The organism is Mesobacillus selenatarsenatis SF-1 (genome assembly GCF_000813125.1).
GTDB lineage: Bacteria > Bacillota > Bacilli > Bacillales > Cytobacillaceae > Mesobacillus > Mesobacillus selenatarsenatis.
This window is the reverse complement of record NZ_BASE01000084.1, coordinates 1-17801: the sequence shown is the minus strand read 5'-3', so window position 1 is coordinate 17801 and position 17801 is coordinate 1. Positions and strand designations below refer to the sequence as shown.

16 protein-coding genes and 1 riboswitch are annotated in these 17801 nt (G+C 42.2%); of the genes, 14 read left to right on the top strand and 2 right to left on the bottom strand.

All coding sequences use genetic code 11. The features are described 5' to 3' along the window. Positions 1-20: 20 nt before the first annotated feature. Both yugI and TY49_RS17265 read left to right on the top strand, forming a co-directional pair. Positions 21-416 carry a S1 domain-containing post-transcriptional regulator GSP13 gene (yugI, locus tag TY49_RS17270; protein ID WP_041967157.1) on the top strand — a complete coding sequence of 132 codons (396 nt, stop codon included), beginning with the start codon at positions 21-23 and terminating at the stop codon, positions 414-416. A 294-nt stretch (positions 417-710) separates the two neighbouring features. After that, positions 711-1904: an ornithine--oxo-acid transaminase gene (locus TY49_RS17265; RefSeq protein WP_041967156.1), complete on the top strand. Its 1194-nt coding sequence runs from the start codon at positions 711-713 to the stop codon at positions 1902-1904. A 202-nt stretch (positions 1905-2106) separates the two neighbouring features. Here the strand turns inward: TY49_RS17265 and TY49_RS17260 are convergent, their stop codons facing one another. Then, a complete protein-coding gene (locus TY49_RS17260; RefSeq protein WP_023626663.1) occupies positions 2107-2340 on the bottom strand; it encodes a DUF378 domain-containing protein in 234 nt (77 codons plus the stop codon). Positions 2341-2540: 200 nt separating this feature from the next. Here TY49_RS17260 and TY49_RS17255 point away from each other — a divergent pair, with 200 nt between their 5' ends. The 6 genes from TY49_RS17255 (at position 2541) to TY49_RS17230 (ending at position 10322) form a co-directional block, all read left to right on the top strand. Then, positions 2541-3704 (top strand): iron-containing alcohol dehydrogenase, encoded by a 1164-nt coding sequence (locus tag TY49_RS17255; protein WP_041967155.1) that lies wholly within the window; start codon positions 2541-2543, stop codon positions 3702-3704. A 255-nt stretch (positions 3705-3959) separates the two neighbouring features. Further along, positions 3960-4051: riboswitch (cyclic di-GMP riboswitch) on the top strand. A gap of 139 nt (positions 4052-4190) precedes the next feature. After that, positions 4191-5576, top strand: coding sequence for an LPXTG cell wall anchor domain-containing protein (locus TY49_RS17250; protein ID WP_041967154.1), 1386 nt, complete (start codon positions 4191-4193; stop codon positions 5574-5576). Positions 5577-5631: 55 nt separating this feature from the next. Continuing rightward, complete coding sequence (locus tag TY49_RS17245; RefSeq protein ID WP_041967153.1) at positions 5632-6315, top strand: class D sortase; 684 nt, start codon at positions 5632-5634, stop codon at positions 6313-6315. A gap of 71 nt (positions 6316-6386) precedes the next feature. Beyond that, positions 6387-7814: a sodium/glutamate symporter gene (locus TY49_RS17240; RefSeq protein ID WP_041967152.1), complete on the top strand. Its 1428-nt coding sequence runs from the start codon at positions 6387-6389 to the stop codon at positions 7812-7814. A gap of 130 nt (positions 7815-7944) precedes the next feature. Beyond that, complete coding sequence (locus TY49_RS17235) at positions 7945-9294, top strand: glucose-6-phosphate isomerase (RefSeq protein ID WP_041967151.1); 1350 nt, start codon at positions 7945-7947, stop codon at positions 9292-9294. Between the two features lie 623 nt (positions 9295-9917). Then, entirely contained in the window at positions 9918-10322 is a 405-nt protein-coding gene (locus tag TY49_RS17230; RefSeq protein ID WP_041967150.1) for a YugN-like family protein, read from the top strand. Here the strand turns inward: TY49_RS17230 and TY49_RS17225 are convergent. Continuing rightward, positions 10316-11314: a potassium channel family protein gene (locus TY49_RS17225; protein WP_369390303.1), complete on the bottom strand. Its 999-nt coding sequence runs from the start codon at positions 11312-11314 to the stop codon at positions 10316-10318. The two genes, TY49_RS17230 and TY49_RS17225, sit on opposite strands and share 7 nt — an antisense overlap. A gap of 210 nt (positions 11315-11524) precedes the next feature. On the opposite strand from TY49_RS17225, the gene TY49_RS17220 reads away from it, so the two are divergent. The 6 genes from TY49_RS17220 (at position 11525) to TY49_RS17195 (ending at position 17595) form a co-directional block, all read left to right on the top strand. Continuing rightward, positions 11525-11731 (top strand): hypothetical protein, encoded by a 207-nt coding sequence (locus TY49_RS17220; RefSeq protein ID WP_041967148.1) that lies wholly within the window; start codon positions 11525-11527, stop codon positions 11729-11731. A 120-nt stretch (positions 11732-11851) separates the two neighbouring features. After that, entirely contained in the window at positions 11852-12436 is a 585-nt protein-coding gene (uptA, locus tag TY49_RS17215) for an undecaprenyl phosphate transporter UptA (protein ID WP_041967174.1), read from the top strand. Between the two features lie 121 nt (positions 12437-12557). Beyond that, positions 12558-14102 carry a spore germination protein gene (locus TY49_RS17210; RefSeq protein WP_156972718.1) on the top strand — a complete coding sequence of 515 codons (1545 nt, stop codon included), beginning with the start codon at positions 12558-12560 and terminating at the stop codon, positions 14100-14102. 3 nt (positions 14103-14105) lie between these two features. After that, the gene (locus tag TY49_RS17205; RefSeq protein WP_041967147.1) at positions 14106-15206 is read left to right on the top strand and encodes a GerAB/ArcD/ProY family transporter; all 1101 of its coding nucleotides are present in this window, start codon (positions 14106-14108) and stop codon (positions 15204-15206) included. After that, positions 15190-16446, top strand: coding sequence for a Ger(x)C family spore germination protein (locus TY49_RS17200; RefSeq protein ID WP_041967146.1), 1257 nt, complete (start codon positions 15190-15192; stop codon positions 16444-16446). Before TY49_RS17205 ends, TY49_RS17200 begins: the two co-directional genes overlap by 17 nt. Before the next feature lie 261 nt (positions 16447-16707). Then, on the top strand, positions 16708-17595 hold the full coding sequence (locus TY49_RS17195; RefSeq protein ID WP_041967145.1) for a helix-turn-helix domain-containing protein: 888 nt from the start codon (positions 16708-16710) through the stop codon (positions 17593-17595). Positions 17596-17801: the final 206 nt, after the last annotated feature.

Sequence of the window (17801 nt, the reverse complement as noted above, 5' to 3'; positions counted from 1 at the left end):
CAATATTTAGGAGTGTTTCCATGTCAGAAAATATTCAAGTAGGCAGCGTTTTAACAGGAAAAGTTACAGGAATCCAGCCATATGGCGCTTTCGTAGCGTTAGATGAAAATACACAAGGTCTTGTGCACATTTCAGAAATCACACACGGTTATGTTAAGGATGTTAACGAGCACCTTACAGTTGGCGATGAAGTGAAAGTGAAAGTTTTGTCAATTGATGAAGCTGCTGGAAAAATTGGTTTATCTATCCGTGCTACTGAAGAAGCACCAGAACAACCACAACGCGCTAAGAAGCCACGCGGCGCTAAGCGACCAGCTGCTGTAGTTCAGCACCAGGATGACTCAGCTCAAGGCTTCAACACTTTGAAGGACAAACTTCAAGAGTGGATCAACCAGTCAGATATGGCTAAGAAATAAGTTTTAATGCAAAAACCGGACACTTTTCGTCCGGTTTTTTTATTGCCTGGAAATGCAGAACTTGAGGTGATTTTGGACAATTTTCAAGGGAAGTCATGAAAAGCTGTCAGAACATGAGCTAACTTCGGATAACTTCCGGAGAAAACCAAGAATAGCTGTCAGAACATATAGCTGTGCAGACAAGTTCCATGGAAAAACCTGCCCCCAATCTTTTTTAGGGGGTTAAAATGAAAGGGCTTACAGGTTACAATATGATTGTCTAACCAATTTTTTCATTGGAACGGAGGAAGGTTCATGGCAACAAAAACTAGTTCTTTGATCGAGCAGACTCAAAAGTATGGTGCGAATAACTATCATCCGCTGCCAATCGTTATTTCGAAAGCTGAGGGAGTTTGGGTAGAGGATCCTGAAGGCAACAGATATATGGACATGCTGAGTGCATATTCAGCTGTCAACCAGGGGCACCGCCATCCTAAGATCATCCAGGCGCTTAAGGACCAGGCTGACCGTGTGACTCTTACTTCAAGAGCATTCCACAATGATCAGCTAGGACCATGGTATGAAAAGATTTGCAAGATGACGAATAAAGAAATGGCTTTGCCGATGAACACTGGAGCAGAAGCGGTTGAAACGGCTATTAAAGCTGCTCGCCGCTGGGCATATGATGTCAAAGGTGTTGGTGACAACCAGGCAGAAATCATCGCTTGTATTGGCAACTTCCATGGCCGCACAATGACGGCGGTCTCTTTATCATCTGAAGAAGAATACAAACGCGGCTTTGGTCCGATGCTGCCAGGAATCAAACTAATCCCTTACGGTGACCTGGATGCGCTGAAGGAAGCGATCACTCCTAACACTGCAGCCTTCTTGATTGAACCGATTCAGGGTGAGGCGGGAATCGTCATTCCACCTGAAGGATTCATGAAAGCTGCCTACGATGTATGCAAAGAAAACAATGTCCTGTTCATCGCTGATGAAATCCAGGCTGGTCTCGCAAGGTCTGGAAAAATGTTCGCATGCGAATGGGAGGATATCGAGCCCGACATGTACATCCTTGGAAAAGCACTTGGCGGCGGAGTATTCCCGATTTCCTGTGTTGTAGCTGACAATGATGTATTGGGTGTATTCAATCCAGGTTCACACGGTTCAACTTTCGGTGGTAATCCGATGGCATGTGCAGTTTCGAACGCCTCCCTGGATGTATTAATCGACGAGAAGCTTGCAGACCGCTCCCTTGAACTTGGAGAATACTTCATTAGCAAGCTCCGTGAAATCGATAATTCCATCATCAAAGATATCCGCGGTCGCGGTTTGTTCATTGGTGTTGAGTTAACGGAACCTGCACGTAAGTATTGTGAAGATTTGAAAGAAGAAGGTCTGCTTTGTAAGGAGACTCATGATACCGTCATCCGCTTCGCACCGCCTCTTGTCATCAGCCAGGAAGAGCTGGACTGGGCAATTGAACGAATCAAGAAAGTATTATCATAAAAATGAGAAAACCCGCCTCGAAATGGCGGGTTTTCATGTGAATATCGTCGGAGCTGACCAAGGCGCTTGCGCTTTTCTTTGTCCAGCTCCAGCGCCTAGTCCCTCAAGATGCTTCGGTCCGCCGAATGAAGTCAAAGAACGACTTCACCCGTCGTTCCTCCAGCACTTGTTGGGGCTGACCAAGGCGCTTGCGCTTTTCGAATTATCGAGTTGCTCGTGGCTCTGCCGCTCTTTCCTCTCTTTCGCTTGGTGCGAAAAGAAGACCGATGTTTATTAAACCAGCAAGACCAACCAGGCCATAAATGATTCGAGCCAATGCTGAATCCTGTCCGCCGAAAATTGCTGCAACAAGATCGAATTGGAAAAATCCTACTAATCCCCAGTTGATGGCCCCGATAATGGTAAGAACAAGTGCTGCACGTTGAATACCGCTCATAGGTGTTTCCTCCTTCAAATAAATTTGTTCTTTTATAGAGTGATTCAGCAGATGATGAATTATTCATCCTGAACATATTAAAATTTATCCGTAAGTAAAAAGATGAAACATTTTGGAGCACATTGGAGAACATTAAGAAGTGTATTTTTTGCATTGCTTTTTAAAAAGGGACATAATTAGCCTTGAGGAAGGTGATAAGAATGGATAACTTTACATTTTATAATCCAACTAAGCTTATTTTTGGAAAAGGTCAGCTTGAGGAACTGAAGAATGAGGTCCCTCAGTATGGCAAGAAGGTTCTGCTCGTGTACGGAGGTGGCAGCATTAAGCGAAACGGACTTTATGATTCTGTCATGAACACTCTCAATGAAATTGGCGCGGAGGTATTCGAACTTTCGGGTGTTGAACCAAACCCTCGGCTGTCAACTGTCCATAAAGGCGTAAAAATATGCAAAGAAGAAGGTATTGAATTCCTGCTTGCAGTGGGCGGCGGCAGTGTAATTGACTGCACGAAAGCTATTGCAGCCGGAGCCAAATACGATGGCGATGCATGGGACCTTGTTACTAAGAAGGCTTTTGCATCAGAAGCACTGCCATTCGGGACTGTATTGACTTTGGCCGCTACAGGTTCTGAAATGAATGCCGGTTCTGTCATTACCAATTGGGAAACGAATGAAAAATATGGCTGGGGCAGCCCGGTGACGTTCCCTAAATTCTCAATTTTGGATCCTGTAAACACATTTACAGTGCCTAAGGACCAAACAATTTACGGCATTGTTGACATGATGTCACATGTTTTGGAGCATTATTTCCATCTGACAGAGAACACTGAATTCCAGGACCGCATGGCCGAATCCTTGCTGTTGACAGTGATGGAAACAGCTCCTAAACTGCTTGAGGATTTAGAGAACTACGAATATCGTGCAACGATTCTTTATTCAGGAACGATGGCATTGAACGGTATCCTTAATATGGGATACCGCGGCGATTGGGCAACTCATAATATCGAGCACGCCGTATCAGCAGTGTATGATATTCCTCACGGAGGCGGGCTAGCCATCCTGTTCCCGAACTGGATGAAGCATAATCTTAAGGTGAAACCAGAACGCTTCAAGAAAATGGCTGTCAGAGTTTTCGGCGTAAATCCAGAAGGCAAGACAGACGAAGAAGCAGGTTTGGAAGGAATCGAAAAGCTGCGTGAATTCTGGAACAGCATTGGTGCACCATCAAGACTTGCTGATTATGACATTGACGACAGCAAGCTTGAAGTGATGGCTGACAAAGCAATGGTAAATGGCGAGTTTGGCAACTTTGCAAAATTGAATCGAGACGACGTACTGGAAATCTATCGTAAGTCGTTATAAAGAGCTTAAGGACCCAGGACATTCCCTGGGTCCTTTGTCTTTAATATGGGCAAAAAATCTCATGGTTTTTTTAAAAGAGTTACCAAAACACTGAAATAATCATCCTTTTCGGGTAAATAAAGAAGATGGAGAAAAATTTACCAATATTTTTTCTAGGACTAAATGTTTAAGTAACTGGGTAACTGTGGTAAGTCTCTAAATGTAAGACAATGGAGCAGTAGGAATTATTTACATAAGAATTCATATTAACATCAATCATGCTCAGGGCAAACCTGTTGAAAGACAGGGACGCAAAGCAAGGGGTCTAAGGCTGTAGTTTTCCAGCTAAGATTGTCCTAGTTGCCATGAAATTAGGAGATATTCTGGCTGTTGTTTTGTCTAGTAAAAAGAATGAATAAATGGAAAAGGAGGCGAGAACTCTCTTAAAATAACTGAATATTCAGTTTATTTATTGTACACAATTTTATTTGAAAAGGGGTAGAAATTTTGAAAATTAAAAAGCGCTTATCCATCTTAGTTGCATTCATGTTATTGTTTATGATTACTTTTCCGGTTACAGGTGCGTTTGCTGCCGAAAATAGCGAGCAAAAAACAAATTCCCAGAAAGAAAGTACTGTTAAACCAAAAAGTAGCAAAGTAGCTGCAAAGACTCCGGATCAAAAAGAAAAGTCTAATGGTGTTGTAAAAGCGGCATCTACGGAAAATGGAACAAACACTGAGGAAGATTCAGAAACTGAAACAACAGCTGACCAAGAGGAAAGCAACTCTGAACAAGAAACAACAAATCAACCTGAAGCAGCTGAGAACAGTGACAATCAGGAAGACAATGCTGAAGAGGGAAATAATGCTTCAGGGGAAAATAATACTCAAGAAGAAACTAATGCAGAAGAAAATGATGCACCAGAAGGAGATAATGCTTCAGAAGGAGAGAATGCATCAGAAGAAGATAAAGCTGCAGAAGAAAATAATGCTGCTGAAGAAAGCGAAAATGAGTCGACACCAGCTGATGATGGTACCGTACCAGGAGATGAAAATAAAAGCACGCAGATTCACTTGCACATCGACAAATGTGTCACTCCTGTTGAGACAGCCTTTGTACAGGTTAATGGTCAGTGGGAGGAAATGACAAACCCGGGTTCGTCCCCTTTATATAAAGCTTTTGATGATGGTGAATTCATAAAAGATGATGTTACGGCTTTTAAACTGATTTTTACAACAGGTGAAGAGCTTGTCAGCCCAGTCAGTGAAGTAAGAGTAGGAGTGGAAGCAGAAGGCTCGGTAAATTATTGGCTGGATATTTGTGAACTTCCTGCAGAAGAACCATCTGAACCGGGTGATTCAGAGGGTACTGATGAAACTGTGAACATACTATCAATGATTCGAATCATGATAGACGAGACTCCACGTCCAATTGAAAAAGTGACATTGGTAATGATGAGCGGCAAGAGAATTGATCTTGAAAGAATCAATGAACTATTCAGCCTCACGCTGACGGAGGAAATTGAACTCGAATTGATTCGTGGCCTTGAGATTACCAGCAACGGTGAAACCAAATTAATTCTGCTTTCGCAAATCGAGTCCCTGGAAATTGTCAAAAGTGTGCTGACACTACAATTAAACTGGGATATGGAAGGTGAAATGGTAGAGGAAGAAGCAGAAGAGGCGGAATCAGATGAGGAAACTGATACGACAGCACCAGGAAATAATTCGGGATCTGGAAATACATCTGATGGCACAACAAATAAACAGGTATGGAACGGCGAGGTCCTTCCTCAAACCGGTGAAAGCAGCAGGACAATGTTCTATGTACTTGGCTTCTTGATTGCAGCAGGAGGAGTCATGCTAAGATTCAGGAATCCATTGAGGAACTAAACTCGACTTGGAGGGGAAGTGATTCCCCTCTTTTATTTTTATACGAGGTGAAATTATGAGAAAAGTATTGTCGTTATTAATGATTCTTGCTGGTCTATCGATCTTCTTTTATCCAGCTGCAAAAGATTATTACACCTCCTACAGTCAGGAGAAAATGATTGATACATGGGAGGACAACGGTCAGGAAAATAAGGTGGCTGCCGAGAGTCTGAGAGAACTTGAGGAAGTATTCAGTATGGAAACACATGCAGAGAGCAGTGTGGATGGAGTTCCGCCAGCTGAAAAACAAGAGGCTGAAAAGCTACCGGCCGAAAATAAAAAGGAGTCAAAACAGAAACTGTCCAACGGCATCGTTGGTGTGATTGAGATAAACAAAATTGGCGTGAAGCTGCCTATATTAAATGGTGCGTCGGATGCGAATTTGGATAAAGGGGCTGGTCTGCTGGAAGGAACACCGGCTCCAGGAATGCCTGGGAACAGTGCCATTGCTGCCCACCGGAACCGAGCTTATGGAAGTATGTTTAACAGGCTTAATGAAATAAGCAAAGGCGATACCGTGACTGTAAGGGATAAAGGCAACACCTACCAATATGAAGTATACGAAACTTTAGTGGTGGAGCCACATGAAACTTCCGTACTAAATGGCAGCCAGGATGAAAAGGTGCTCACCCTTATTACATGCACCCCAATTGATACGGCAACACACAGGCTGATTGTCAAAGCAAAAATCAAACCATAATAGATTCTGTGTTTTTACCATCCATGAGAGGGTATGGGATTTATAGAAGTGATTAAATCTAGGAGGAGAAAATGGAATTTAACAGTGTTCTGCTTGCATTCGTTTTTATTGCAGTCTTGCTGGCTGCGGGAATGCTCCTGCGGATGACGATTCCTTTTTTCCAAAAGTATTTTATCCCTACCTCCCTTATTGCAGGTCTAATTGGAATGTTAATGAGTAAGGAAGCATTGGGAAAGCTGGGGTCGATCATTCCGGGAGCAGACTTTCTGGAAAATGGCGTATATCCTGAAAAAGTGTACGACGTGATGCTTTCGATTCCTGAAGTCGCGATTACCATCATTTTTGCTTCCCTTTTTTTAGGTAAAAAAATACCGGGAATCAAAAAGATTTGGAAAATTGCTGGTCCTCAAGTGGCTTATGGCCAAACGGTCTCATGGGGCCAGTATGTGGTCGGAATCCTTCTGGCGATTTTTATTTTGAACCCAGTTTTCGGCCTGCCTCCTATGGCAGGTGCATTGATTGAAATCGGATTTGAAGGCGGGCCAGGTACGGCTGCCGGGATGAGAGGCACCTTTGATGCACTTGATTTTTCCGAAGGGGCCAGCATCGCTCTTGGCCTGGCAACAGTCGGAATCCTGACTGGTGTGATCACTGGCATTATCATAGTAAATTGGGGCATCAGGAAAGGCATGACGAAGGAAGCGAAAAAAGCCTCCGAACTCTCTCACCGAGAACAAAAGGGTCTCTACCCAAAGGATGAAGAAAAATCAGCTGGAGAATTATCAACAAGATCGGAATCGATTGAATCGCTGACAGTCAATTTCCTATTCATTTTTGTGGCAGTCGGCGCAGGGATGGTTTTATTAAAAGGGCTTTTGTTTCTTGAAAATACGACATGGGGTCCGGCTTACGATATCGAAATCATCAAGCATGTACCATTATTTCCGATGGCCTTGCTTGGAGGAGTAGCAACACAGCTGCTGTACGACCGGTTCATCCCATTCAAGCTTATTGATAAAAAAATGCTCGGGCGGATTGAAGGTTTTGCACTTGATGTATTGATCGTTGCATCTATCACAACTCTATCAATTTCAGCGATCAGTGAGCATATCCTGCCTTTCTTGATACTTGCAGGAGCAGGGATTGCGTTGAATCTCGCTGCGTTTTTCTTCCTTGCCAAAAGGGTGATGCCAGAGTATTGGCTTGAAAGAGGAATCCTTCAATATGGGCAGTCAATGGGCATGACAACTACCGGTTTGCTTTTGCTGCAAATTGTTGATCCGGAAAAAGAAACACCGGCGCTTGAGGGTTTTGGCTATAAACAAATCTTATTTGAGCCGATTGTTGGGGGCGGTCTGTTCACAGCTGCATCCATGCCGCTCATCGCACAGTTTGGACCGATCCCGGTTTTGATTGGGACCGGAACCCTGTTCGTAGTTTGGCTTTCAATCGGACTCTTTTATTTTGGAAAAAAGAACAAAGAGGGTGCCCAATCGTGATGTGAAAAACTTTTTTAAAAGTTTACTTAAAATTTCACAATTGGGCACGCTTACATCTGAGGGTGATTCTTGATTATTGAGATTCATTTCGATAAAGTGATAGAGAATATAAAATAATGGAGGATCAGACATGACACATGTTCGTTTTGATTACTCAAAGGCGCTAAGCTTTTTTGGTGAACACGAAGTTACATACTTAAGGGATTTTGTAAAAGTAGCCCATCATTCATTACACGAAAAGACTGGTGCAGGCAGCGACTTTTTAGGCTGGATCGATCTGCCTGTAGACTATGATAAAGAAGAATTCGCACGCATCCAGAAATCTGCGGAAAAGATTAAGAGTGACTCTGATGTCCTGCTTGTTGTAGGTATTGGCGGCTCTTATCTTGGTGCACGTGCTGCGCTTGAATTTTTACAGCACAGCTTCTATAACGCTCTTTCAAAAGAAAAGCGCAAGACACCGCAAATTATCTTTATCGGCAACAACATCAGCTCATCTTATATGACAGATGTGATGGATCTTTTAGATGGCAAAGATTTCTCGATCAATGTCATCTCAAAATCTGGAACAACGACGGAGCCTGCAATCGCATTCCGTATTTTCCGCAAGCTTCTTGAAGAGAAGTATGGAGTGGAAGAAGCCCGCAAACGCATTTATGCAACAACGGATAAAGCACGCGGTGCATTGAAAACTCTTGCGGACGAAGAAGGCTATGAATCATTCGTGATTCCTGATGATGTTGGCGGACGTTATTCTGTATTGACGGCTGTAGGCTTGCTGCCAATCGCTGTCAGCGGTTCAGACATCGAAGCAATGATGAAGGGTGCTGCACAGGCGAGAGAGGATTTCGGAAAGTCAGAGCTTGAAGAAAATCCTGCCTACCAGTACGCTGCTGTCCGTAACGCTCTATACAACAAAGGTAAAACAATCGAAATGCTGATCAACTATGAGCCATCTCTTCAGTACTTCTCTGAGTGGTGGAAGCAGCTATTCGGCGAAAGCGAAGGAAAAGACCAGAAGGGAATTTATCCTTCTTCAGCGAACTTCTCGACCGACCTTCACTCACTTGGTCAATATGTGCAGGAAGGCCGCCGTGACTTGTTCGAAACAATCATCAAGGTCGAGAAACCTCGCCATGAAATGTCAATTGAAGAAGCTCCAAGCGATCTTGACGGCTTGAACTATCTAGCTGGCAAGACGGTTGATTTCGTCAACAACAAAGCGTTTGAAGGAACAATGCTTGCCCATACTGATGGCGGCGTACCGAACCTTGTTTTGACTATCCCTCAGCTTGATGAGTATACATTCGGCTATCTTGTATACTTCTTTGAAAAAGCCTGCGCAATGAGCGGCTACCTGCTCGGCGTAAATCCATTCGACCAGCCAGGCGTAGAAGCGTACAAAGTGAACATGTTCGCATTGCTTGGAAAACCAGGATTCGAAGAAAAGAAAGCAGAATTGGAAAAACGACTTAAATAATAGTGAGTGAAAAGGAGCACCCGATACAAGCGGGTGCTCCTTTTGTGTGAATTGATTTTTTGAAAACTGGAAAAAATCGCGCGGAAATTCCAGTTCGCCAATAAATTGTGAAAATCGCCAATAAAGTTGTGAAAATCGCCAATAAAGTTGTGAAAATCGCCAATAAAGTTGGATTATCGCCAATAAAGTTGTGAAAACCGCGAATAAAAATAAATTATCGCCAATAAACGTAATGACGCTAGAAAAAATGTCGGTCATCCAGCATATAACGGACAGAAATAGACCCAAACACTGGAAAAATGTCCGTCATCCAGCATATAACGGACAGAAATAGACCCAAACACTGGAAAAATGTCCGTCATCCAGCCTATGACGGACAGAAATAGCCCAAAACGCTGGAAAGTGTCCGTCATCCAGCCTATGACGAACAGAAATAGCCCAAAACGCTGGGAAAGTGTCCGTCATCCAGCCCGTGACGGACAGAAATAGCCCAAAACGCGAGAGAAGTGTCCGTCATCACCAACCTAAAGACAGACTCTAACCTGAGTCTGTCTTTAGCCACTCATTAAAATATCCCTTTTGGTTAAAACTAAGCGAAAATGAATGGAAAGGCGGAACGACCATTGATTGAGATACAATCTGAGCTTGAGGGCAAACATTTTGATCTATTTAAACTGGAGCAACTGCTTAAACCTTTAGGATATTCCATCGGGGGAAACTGGGATTATGACCATGGTGCTTTTGATTATAAAATTGATGATGAAGTGGGTTATCAATTTTTGCGTCTGCCATTTAAGGCAATTGACGGCCAGCTTGATTCAAAAAGCTGCACAGTAAAATTACAGCGCCCATTCCTTCTCTCGCACAAATATCAGCGAGGGATCGATGATCATGCGGAGATCGGGAATGCCAGCGCTTCATTCAATCAGTTTCAGGAGCCCGTGGACAAGGATGCGAGCTTTCCGGAAAAATACATCGAAGTCGGAAAGTCGCTTGTCCGCGAAGTAGAATCTGCTTTGCTTCATTGATCATTTGAAATCGCAAGAAGCTGGTCATCGTACTTGATTTTGATATTGTTTTTGGGGTTGACAATTACGTCATCCCCTCTTTTACGTCCAATCAAAATAATATTCCGCTCTTTCAGCAAAAAGCTGCTTGCTTCCTGAAAGTTCTTATCAATCAGAGAAGCTTCCACCTCAATATAAGACAAGCGTTTTCCATTCAATTCCCCAAGCAAATCCAATAAAGGGTTCACAACCTCCGCTGAGGCGATGCTGTTCAAAAGTACCGCGCTGGTAAGGGCGTTAGCGGGAATCAGCTCATCAGCCCCAGCTCTCCTCGCATTATTGATTTGTTCGCTTGTTTGGATTTCAGCGATGCATCGGATGTCCGGATTCAATCCTTTAATGGCGAGCAGCGTGAGTATTGTGTTCATATCGGCCTGCAACTCATCCAGATTCTGGTCTGATGTAATAATCACTTTCCTTGCTGTTGAGATACCTGCACTCAATAAGGTATCATCCTTGTTCGCGCGGCCTCTTATGAAATGGACATTGTCATCTTTAATAGGGTTTGACCCCAGTGTATCGTCCACCAATATGATGATTTCATCTGCCTCTATGAGAGACCGGATAACTGAACGAGACCTCTCGTTCCAGCCGATGATGATAATATGGCTGCTCCCTCTAAAGCCTACCTTTCCCTCGGCATATGCATTTTGTTTGGTAACCGTTGCAGCTGAAAGATGGATGAAATAGGATGATAAAAATCCTGTTCCGATCAACAAGAGCAGAATGGCTGTGATTCGTCCCCATGTAGTAACGGGATAGAAATCTCCGAATCCTACTGTTGACGCAGTGATGATAGCCCACCAGACACCATCAAAGATCGTCGGGAAACTTTTTGGTTCAACAAAATGAATTACTACACCAAACAGAGTAATCATCATAGAGGCAATCATCAGGATCCTCAACAAAATCGGAAGTTTTACGAAACGCATATATAAATGATTAGTCATCATAGTCCCCCCTTTTTCTTTCTTGCTTTATGTATGAAAACAATAATTACTTTTCCCTTGTTCTTCTGTTCAAAAACAGGTTTAGCCAAATTTATGTAATTCTATTTTCGTCGAGCAGGTTCTTTTTTACACAAAAAGTTCAGGAATAGTTCATCAGCCCGTACCATTATTCTTCGTATACATATGCTGAATAGTAAAAGGAGGGATGATGATATGTCATTCAACTGGGGATCGAATGTATTGCTATTTCTCGCCTGTATGCTTGCTGGATGGGCTTTGATTAAATTCGGGCCGTCGCTGTTGACTCTTGCTGGTCTAGGCATCTTTGGAATTATTGGTGTAATTGTTATCGTGCTTTTCGCTTTTGTCATTATTTTTATCGGCTTGCGGGTACTGTTCAGAGGAGGCTGGCGCTGCTGACAATCCTAATATTTAGAACCTGTCTCAATGGCAGGTTCTTTTTCTTGTTAAAAATAGAGATAAACTTGTACATCGTTCAATATATTTTTAAAAGAGAGGAATTGAATGGGAGTTGGTGAAATGCAAGATTTCATGATGAGTGCTCTAGACTGGCTGTCGAGCCTAGGGTACCTGGGGATTGCTCTTGGTTTGATGCTGGAGGTCATCCCGAGTGAAATCGTCCTGGGCTATGGCGGGTATATGGTTTCTGAAGGGTCAATTGGTTTTATCGGTGCGGTCGTTGCTGGAACCATTGGCGGGACCATCGCGCAGTTATTCTTATATTGGCTCGGATATTATGGCGGCCGTCCGATGCTGGAGAAATACGGGAAGTACCTCCTGATTAACCAGCACCATCTGGATGTTTCTGAAAGATGGTTCAACCAATATGGACCTGGAGTGATTTTCTCAGCAAGGTTTATCCCGGTAGTCAGGCATGCCATATCTATTCCTGCGGGCATTGCCGGGATGTCGGCGATCAAATTCACACTGTATACAATAGCAGCGATGGTTCCGTGGACAATTTTTTTCCTCTATCTCGGCATAGTCCTCGGCGAAAATTGGTCAGGCATCAAGGAAGTGGCCCAACCTTTCATAATACCTGTAAGTATTATTGCATTGGGTGCAGGAGCTGTTTATTTACTGGCGGCACGTAAACGAATATAAGGAATAACGAACTCAGGAACTTTCCTGAGTTTTTTTCATGCTTAAAACTCATAAAACATAGCAGATTAGTAAAAGTTAAGATAAGGAAATAGTATCCACGCTTGCAGGGAGAAGATTCGTGATGTTAAAGGAAATGCTTACGCTATTAAAGAAACAGCAAAAACAAGCCTCTCTCTCAGTGGATAAGCTGGAGGGAGAGCAAACATCCCTTAAGGAAAAGGAATTCAGCAGAAATCTCCAGGGAAATCTATCGATATTAAAGCATCTTTACAGCATTCCTGATAATAAAGATATTAAATTGCGAGAATTGTACCTTGAAGGTTTCAATAGGCAGGCAGCTTTATTGTTTATTAGCACGATCACAGATGTTAAGAGTATCGAAGAAAATATCCTCAAGCCATTAACGGAAAATACTTCTTCTGATAAAAAGGTGAAGGATATAGTTGCTATCCAAATGGTCCATGAAATCACCTTATACAAGGATGCAGTCAAGGATATTAACAAAGGTAATGCGCTCCTCATACTGGATGGAGAGCCTAAGGCGTACATTATGGATTGTCCTGATTTTCAAAGCAGGGCGATTGAAAAGCCGGAAAGTGAAATTCTCATCAAGGGACCTAAGGAAGCGTTCAATGAAAAGGCTGTAGCGAATATATCATTACTCAGAAAAAAAATCAGGAACGAAAACCTTATTGTTGAGGCAGTAGAGGTCTCGCAAAGGTCCCATAATGATGTTTTTGTCCTATATATTCGCGGTCTCGCTAATGAGAAATTGATCGACAATATCAAGGAAAGACTGGGAAGTCTTGATGTGAATTCAATTCAGAATCTTTCGCTGCTGGAGGAATACATTGAGGAACGGAATTATTCTTTATTTCCTAGCATTCTTTCTACAGAGAGGCCTGACAGGGCAGCCTCTTTTTTAGAAGATGGCTATATCGTCTTACTAATGGATAATTCACCCGATAGTCTCGTTCTCCCTGCAACATTTTGGGCTTTTTTTCATAGTCCCGAGGATCACTATCTCAGGTTTTTTTATGGGAACTTTACGAGAGCGTTAAGAATGACTGCCCTTTTCATCACGATTTTCACATCAGCTATTTACGTGGCAATCACCACTTATCATGCTGAAATGATTCCGCCAGACTTGCTGCTGGCAATTGCTGCATCTCGCGAAAAAGTTCCTTTTCCCGCAGTGATTGAAATATTGATCATGGAGTTGGCATTTGAGCTGATCAGGGAAGCGGGGTTACGTGTTCCCAGTCCCATAGGACCGACCATTGGGATTGTTGGAGCCTTAATCCTTGGACAGGCTGCCGTCGAAGCAAATATTATCAGTCCGATTGTTATTATTGTTGTTGCACTCGGAGGACTAAGTTCGTTTGCAGTCAGTGATCTAAGTTTGAATTTCGCGGTAAGGCTGACTCGCTTTCTATTTATCCTGAGTGCAGCGATGATGGGAATTTACGGTATGACTGCAGTGTTTGTTGGAGGCTTATTCTACATGGTTTCAATCAAGTCTTTTGGCGTACCGTATTTAGCGCCTATGTCACCAAATTACAAGTCCTCGAAAGATACGATTTTTCGCAGATTAACGAAAAATGAAACGTTAAGGCCTGGTTTTTTAAAAACGACGGATTTACAAAAAAAGACTACTGGAGAATAGGCGATGAGACAGGATAAGGGGAAAATTGGCATAAAAGAATATTTCGCGATTATCTCGTTGACTGTTGGAGCCAAGTTAAGTGACGACACACCTGCAATCATTTATGAAAATGCAAAAAATGCCGGCTGGCTGGCAGCGTTGCTGATCGGTATTTTATCTTTTTTTCCTATCATATTGTTGATAAAAGTGTATTCAGCGCATAAAGGAAAAAACCTGCATGAAATTCTGCTGCATCTTTTTGGCAGGTTTTTTGGAACTCTCTTATCTATTTGCCTATTAATCGGTGGAACAATCGCAGTCATTGCAGACTCAGGTACCTACGTGGATATTATTGGCTCAATGTATTTTACGAAAACGCCAGCAATCATCCTTTACATCATCTTGATGGTTATTTGCGCTTACGGAGCAAAGAGGGGGATTGAACAGATTGGGGCCGTATCCTGGCTTTTACTGCCATATATTAAAATCACTTTGTTCATTGCCCTGATTTTTACTTTTAAAAAAGGAACCCTAGGCTACCTTTTCCCGTTCTGGGGTGAGGGACCTCTTGAAGTCGCAAAAGCGTCTGTAAAAAATGTTTCGATATTTGTCGATTTTTTCTACCTTGCATTGATCATGCCACTCATCTCATCATATAAGGATATGAAAAAAGGAACACTCATATCTCTGGTATTTATAACAGTGGAACTGAGCCTGGCACTGGTGGCGTATGTTGTTTTATTTGACTACACCACTGCTGAAATGCTGAACTATCCTTTTCATGAAACAATCCGATTTATTCAAATAGGCTTTTTAGCAAATGTTGAAACCTTATTTTTCCCATTTTGGCTGGTGGCAACTCTCATCCGTTTTTCGTTTTATCTATATCTAATCGCAACATTGCTGGGCGGGATTCTGAAGATTAAGGAGTTTGAATACCTCATTCCTTTGATTGCGACCATCATTTTGCTAATCGGATTATCACCAGACGCTCCATCCATCACACTCTATACTGTAAGGGAAAAAATACTTGGATTATTAAGTCCTGCCTTCATGATCCTTCCGCCATTCATGTGGATCGTGGCAAAAATACGGGGGGATTTTAAGAATGAAACTTCGCTCTAAGATGATGAAAGTGATCTTCCTGACAGCAGTTACTTTGAGCCTGTCAGGGTGCTGGGACCATAAGGAACTGGACGAGAAAGCATATGTCATTGGTATAGGACTTGATAAACATAAAATAGAGGGAAAGGTAAAAGTAACCTATCTGATTGCAAACCCGGAGGTGGGTTCACAGCAGACTGCAGGGGGAGCGAATGAGCCGCCGCAGGAAATCGTGACTTTGGTCGCGGATGATTTTATCTCATCGCGCAATACAGCTAATACTATAGTGGCGAAGGAAATATCCTATGATCTTCTGCGGGTTCTTATCGTTTCAGAAGAATTAGCCAGGGATCCTGATTTTATCAGGATCATTTACAGCGCAACTAAGGACCGGGAAATTAAGCGAAGTGCACAATTCATTGTCTCTCGGGAAAATGCCGCTGATTTTATAAAAAATAATAAGCCCAAGATTGAAACGAGACCCCATAAATTTTTGGAACTAATGATCGAAAGGGGTCAGGAAACAGGCATGATTCCCGAAGCTGACCTGAATGGATTTTTCCGTGTCACGGAAAGCGATGCAGATTTATATCTGGCGATTTACGCAACCACAGAAAAAATAGAGAAAGATGAAGCGCAAACAACAGATGATGACTTGCTGGCCGGGGAAATTCAAGTGGAGGGTACGACGAACAATGCCCAGTTTATTGGTTCCGCAGTATTCAAGGAAGGACAAATGATTGGCAGGATAACAGGAGAAGAGACAAGGATATCGAGTCTGTTGGACAATACATGGGCTACCGAGGATATCCTGACTGCCATTAAAGATCCGTTTGATGAAAGATATAAGCTGTCCATAAGGATATCTCAAAAAAGAGAAAATAAATATAAGCTAATACCTGAAAAGGGCAGGCCGACCATTGAAATAGATGTTCCATTATTTATAGAAGTATACAGCGACCCAAGCATGATCAATTACGCAAAGAACCGAGAAAAGGTTAAAGAGCTTAAAAAGTCTCTTACTGCTGCGATCGAAAAAAATTTCACGGAATTTGTATCGTATACCCAGCAAGAGTTAAAAGGAGATACATTTGATTTATCGATCCCTATGAGAAAAGAGTTTGCAACTCTAAGGGAATTCAGGGAATTTGACTGGATGAAGACATATCCGGATGCTAAAGTGAAGGTAAATGTCTCCATTCGTTTTGGTGAATTTGGACGCCAGTCGAAACTGCCTAAGCTTGAAGAAGTGAGGGATTAGATGATAGTAATTATGTGGATTGCCATTGCTTTACTCATTATGTATTATTTATTATTTGGAATAACGCTCTGGCGGCAAAAAAATAAAATAGGATCTATTGTTGTCATTTTTTTAGCATTAGCGTGTATCGCATTGCATTACATTTCTTATCAATGAATGATGGCTCAATTGTTATTCTGGTCTCTTCCTCTTCTACAAATTTTTAAATTTTACAAACACTATGATAATATATACATAATTACGTTTAAATGGGGTGTAGGGATGAGCCTGGTTGGATATAACTTCGGGGAAATTCTTCAGTCTTCAAGAACTTTTAAAGGACTGAATCCGGCAGAGTTAGCCGAAGGAATTTGTTCAGAAGCGGAAATAATTCAATTTGAGAAAGAAGAGAAATATCCAACGATCGACCAATTATATAAAATGGCATTGAAGCTGGATGTTGAGCTTAATCACTTCTTTGACTTTGCATCTACTGATACCTATAATTATGCAATCGCCGTTACCGAATTAATTAAGAAATATAAGCGTGAACGGGATTATGCTGCGATCAATGAAATCATTCAAAAAGAGCAGGATAATCCTCTGTTCAAGCATACTTCCTTCAGCCAATTTTTGCTGTGGCATGAGGGGATCAGTACTTACTATCTTGAGGAAGATAAGGAAAGGTCCCTTGGTTTGCTATCTAAAGCTTTGTCTATGACCAATAAGGCGGATACAGATTTGACAGAACGTGAGATCGAGATTCTGACCAGTATCGCCATTGTTGAGAAAGATAGTGGAAACCTTGACAAGGCTGTTGAAGTTTTCCTCAGCGCCTTGAATAATCTTGCAAGTCTCCCTCAGGTGCAAGACTCAAGCATCTGGCTCAGGATTCTATATGGACTGGCCCAGGCATTATCGAAGTTAGAGAGATATGAAGAATCACTTATTTATTGCAGTAAAGGGATCGATAACTGTATATATGAAGAAAATATGTATTTATTTGGCGAACTTCATTACCAAACAGGCATGAATTTTATAAAATTGGGTAAATTAGAAAAAGGTAAAGGCTATCTGGAAAAAGCAATAACTATTTTTGGCCTCCAGAAAAATGAGAAGTTTGCTAGTTTAGTAGAGACTGAAATGGAAAAATTATTGAAGTATTGTTAATCCCATAATACTGAACAACCAGTGTAAGAGGAGGATTATAAAATGAAAAAAGCTCTGTTATTGACTGCGATTGCGACGGTACTTTTTGGTGCCATTGGGTTGGGCGCAACATCCTACAATTTTGCAGACCTTCCATCACAGCATTCACTGAAGGATTCGACAGTAGCGGACCTGCCGTCCCAGCATTCACAGGAAGGGCTAACAAT

Excerpts from the sequence above, each read along its gene's own strand:
- yugI (WP_041967157.1), top strand. The coding sequence starts at position 21 with ATGTCAGAAAATATTCAAGTAGGCAGCGTTTTAACAGGAAAAGTTACA.
- TY49_RS17265 (WP_041967156.1), top strand. The coding sequence starts at position 711 with ATGGCAACAAAAACTAGTTCTTTGATCGAGCAGACTCAAAAGTATGGT.
- TY49_RS17260 (WP_023626663.1), bottom strand. The coding sequence starts at position 2,340 with ATGAGCGGTATTCAACGTGCAGCACTTGTTCTTACCATTATCGGGGCC.
- TY49_RS17255 (WP_041967155.1), top strand. The coding sequence starts at position 2,541 with ATGGATAACTTTACATTTTATAATCCAACTAAGCTTATTTTTGGAAAA.
- TY49_RS17245 (WP_041967153.1), top strand. The coding sequence starts at position 5,632 with ATGAGAAAAGTATTGTCGTTATTAATGATTCTTGCTGGTCTATCGATC.
- TY49_RS17240 (WP_041967152.1), top strand. The coding sequence starts at position 6,387 with ATGGAATTTAACAGTGTTCTGCTTGCATTCGTTTTTATTGCAGTCTTG.
- TY49_RS17235 (WP_041967151.1), top strand. The coding sequence starts at position 7,945 with ATGACACATGTTCGTTTTGATTACTCAAAGGCGCTAAGCTTTTTTGGT.
- TY49_RS17225 (WP_369390303.1), bottom strand. The coding sequence starts at position 11,314 with ATGATGACTAATCATTTATATATGCGTTTCGTAAAACTTCCGATTTTG.
- TY49_RS17220 (WP_041967148.1), top strand. The coding sequence starts at position 11,525 with ATGTCATTCAACTGGGGATCGAATGTATTGCTATTTCTCGCCTGTATG.
- uptA (WP_041967174.1), top strand. The coding sequence starts at position 11,852 with ATGCAAGATTTCATGATGAGTGCTCTAGACTGGCTGTCGAGCCTAGGG.
- TY49_RS17210 (WP_156972718.1), top strand. The coding sequence starts at position 12,558 with ATGTTAAAGGAAATGCTTACGCTATTAAAGAAACAGCAAAAACAAGCC.
- TY49_RS17205 (WP_041967147.1), top strand. The coding sequence starts at position 14,106 with ATGAGACAGGATAAGGGGAAAATTGGCATAAAAGAATATTTCGCGATT.
- TY49_RS17200 (WP_041967146.1), top strand. The coding sequence starts at position 15,190 with ATGAAACTTCGCTCTAAGATGATGAAAGTGATCTTCCTGACAGCAGTT.
- TY49_RS17195 (WP_041967145.1), top strand. The coding sequence starts at position 16,708 with ATGAGCCTGGTTGGATATAACTTCGGGGAAATTCTTCAGTCTTCAAGA.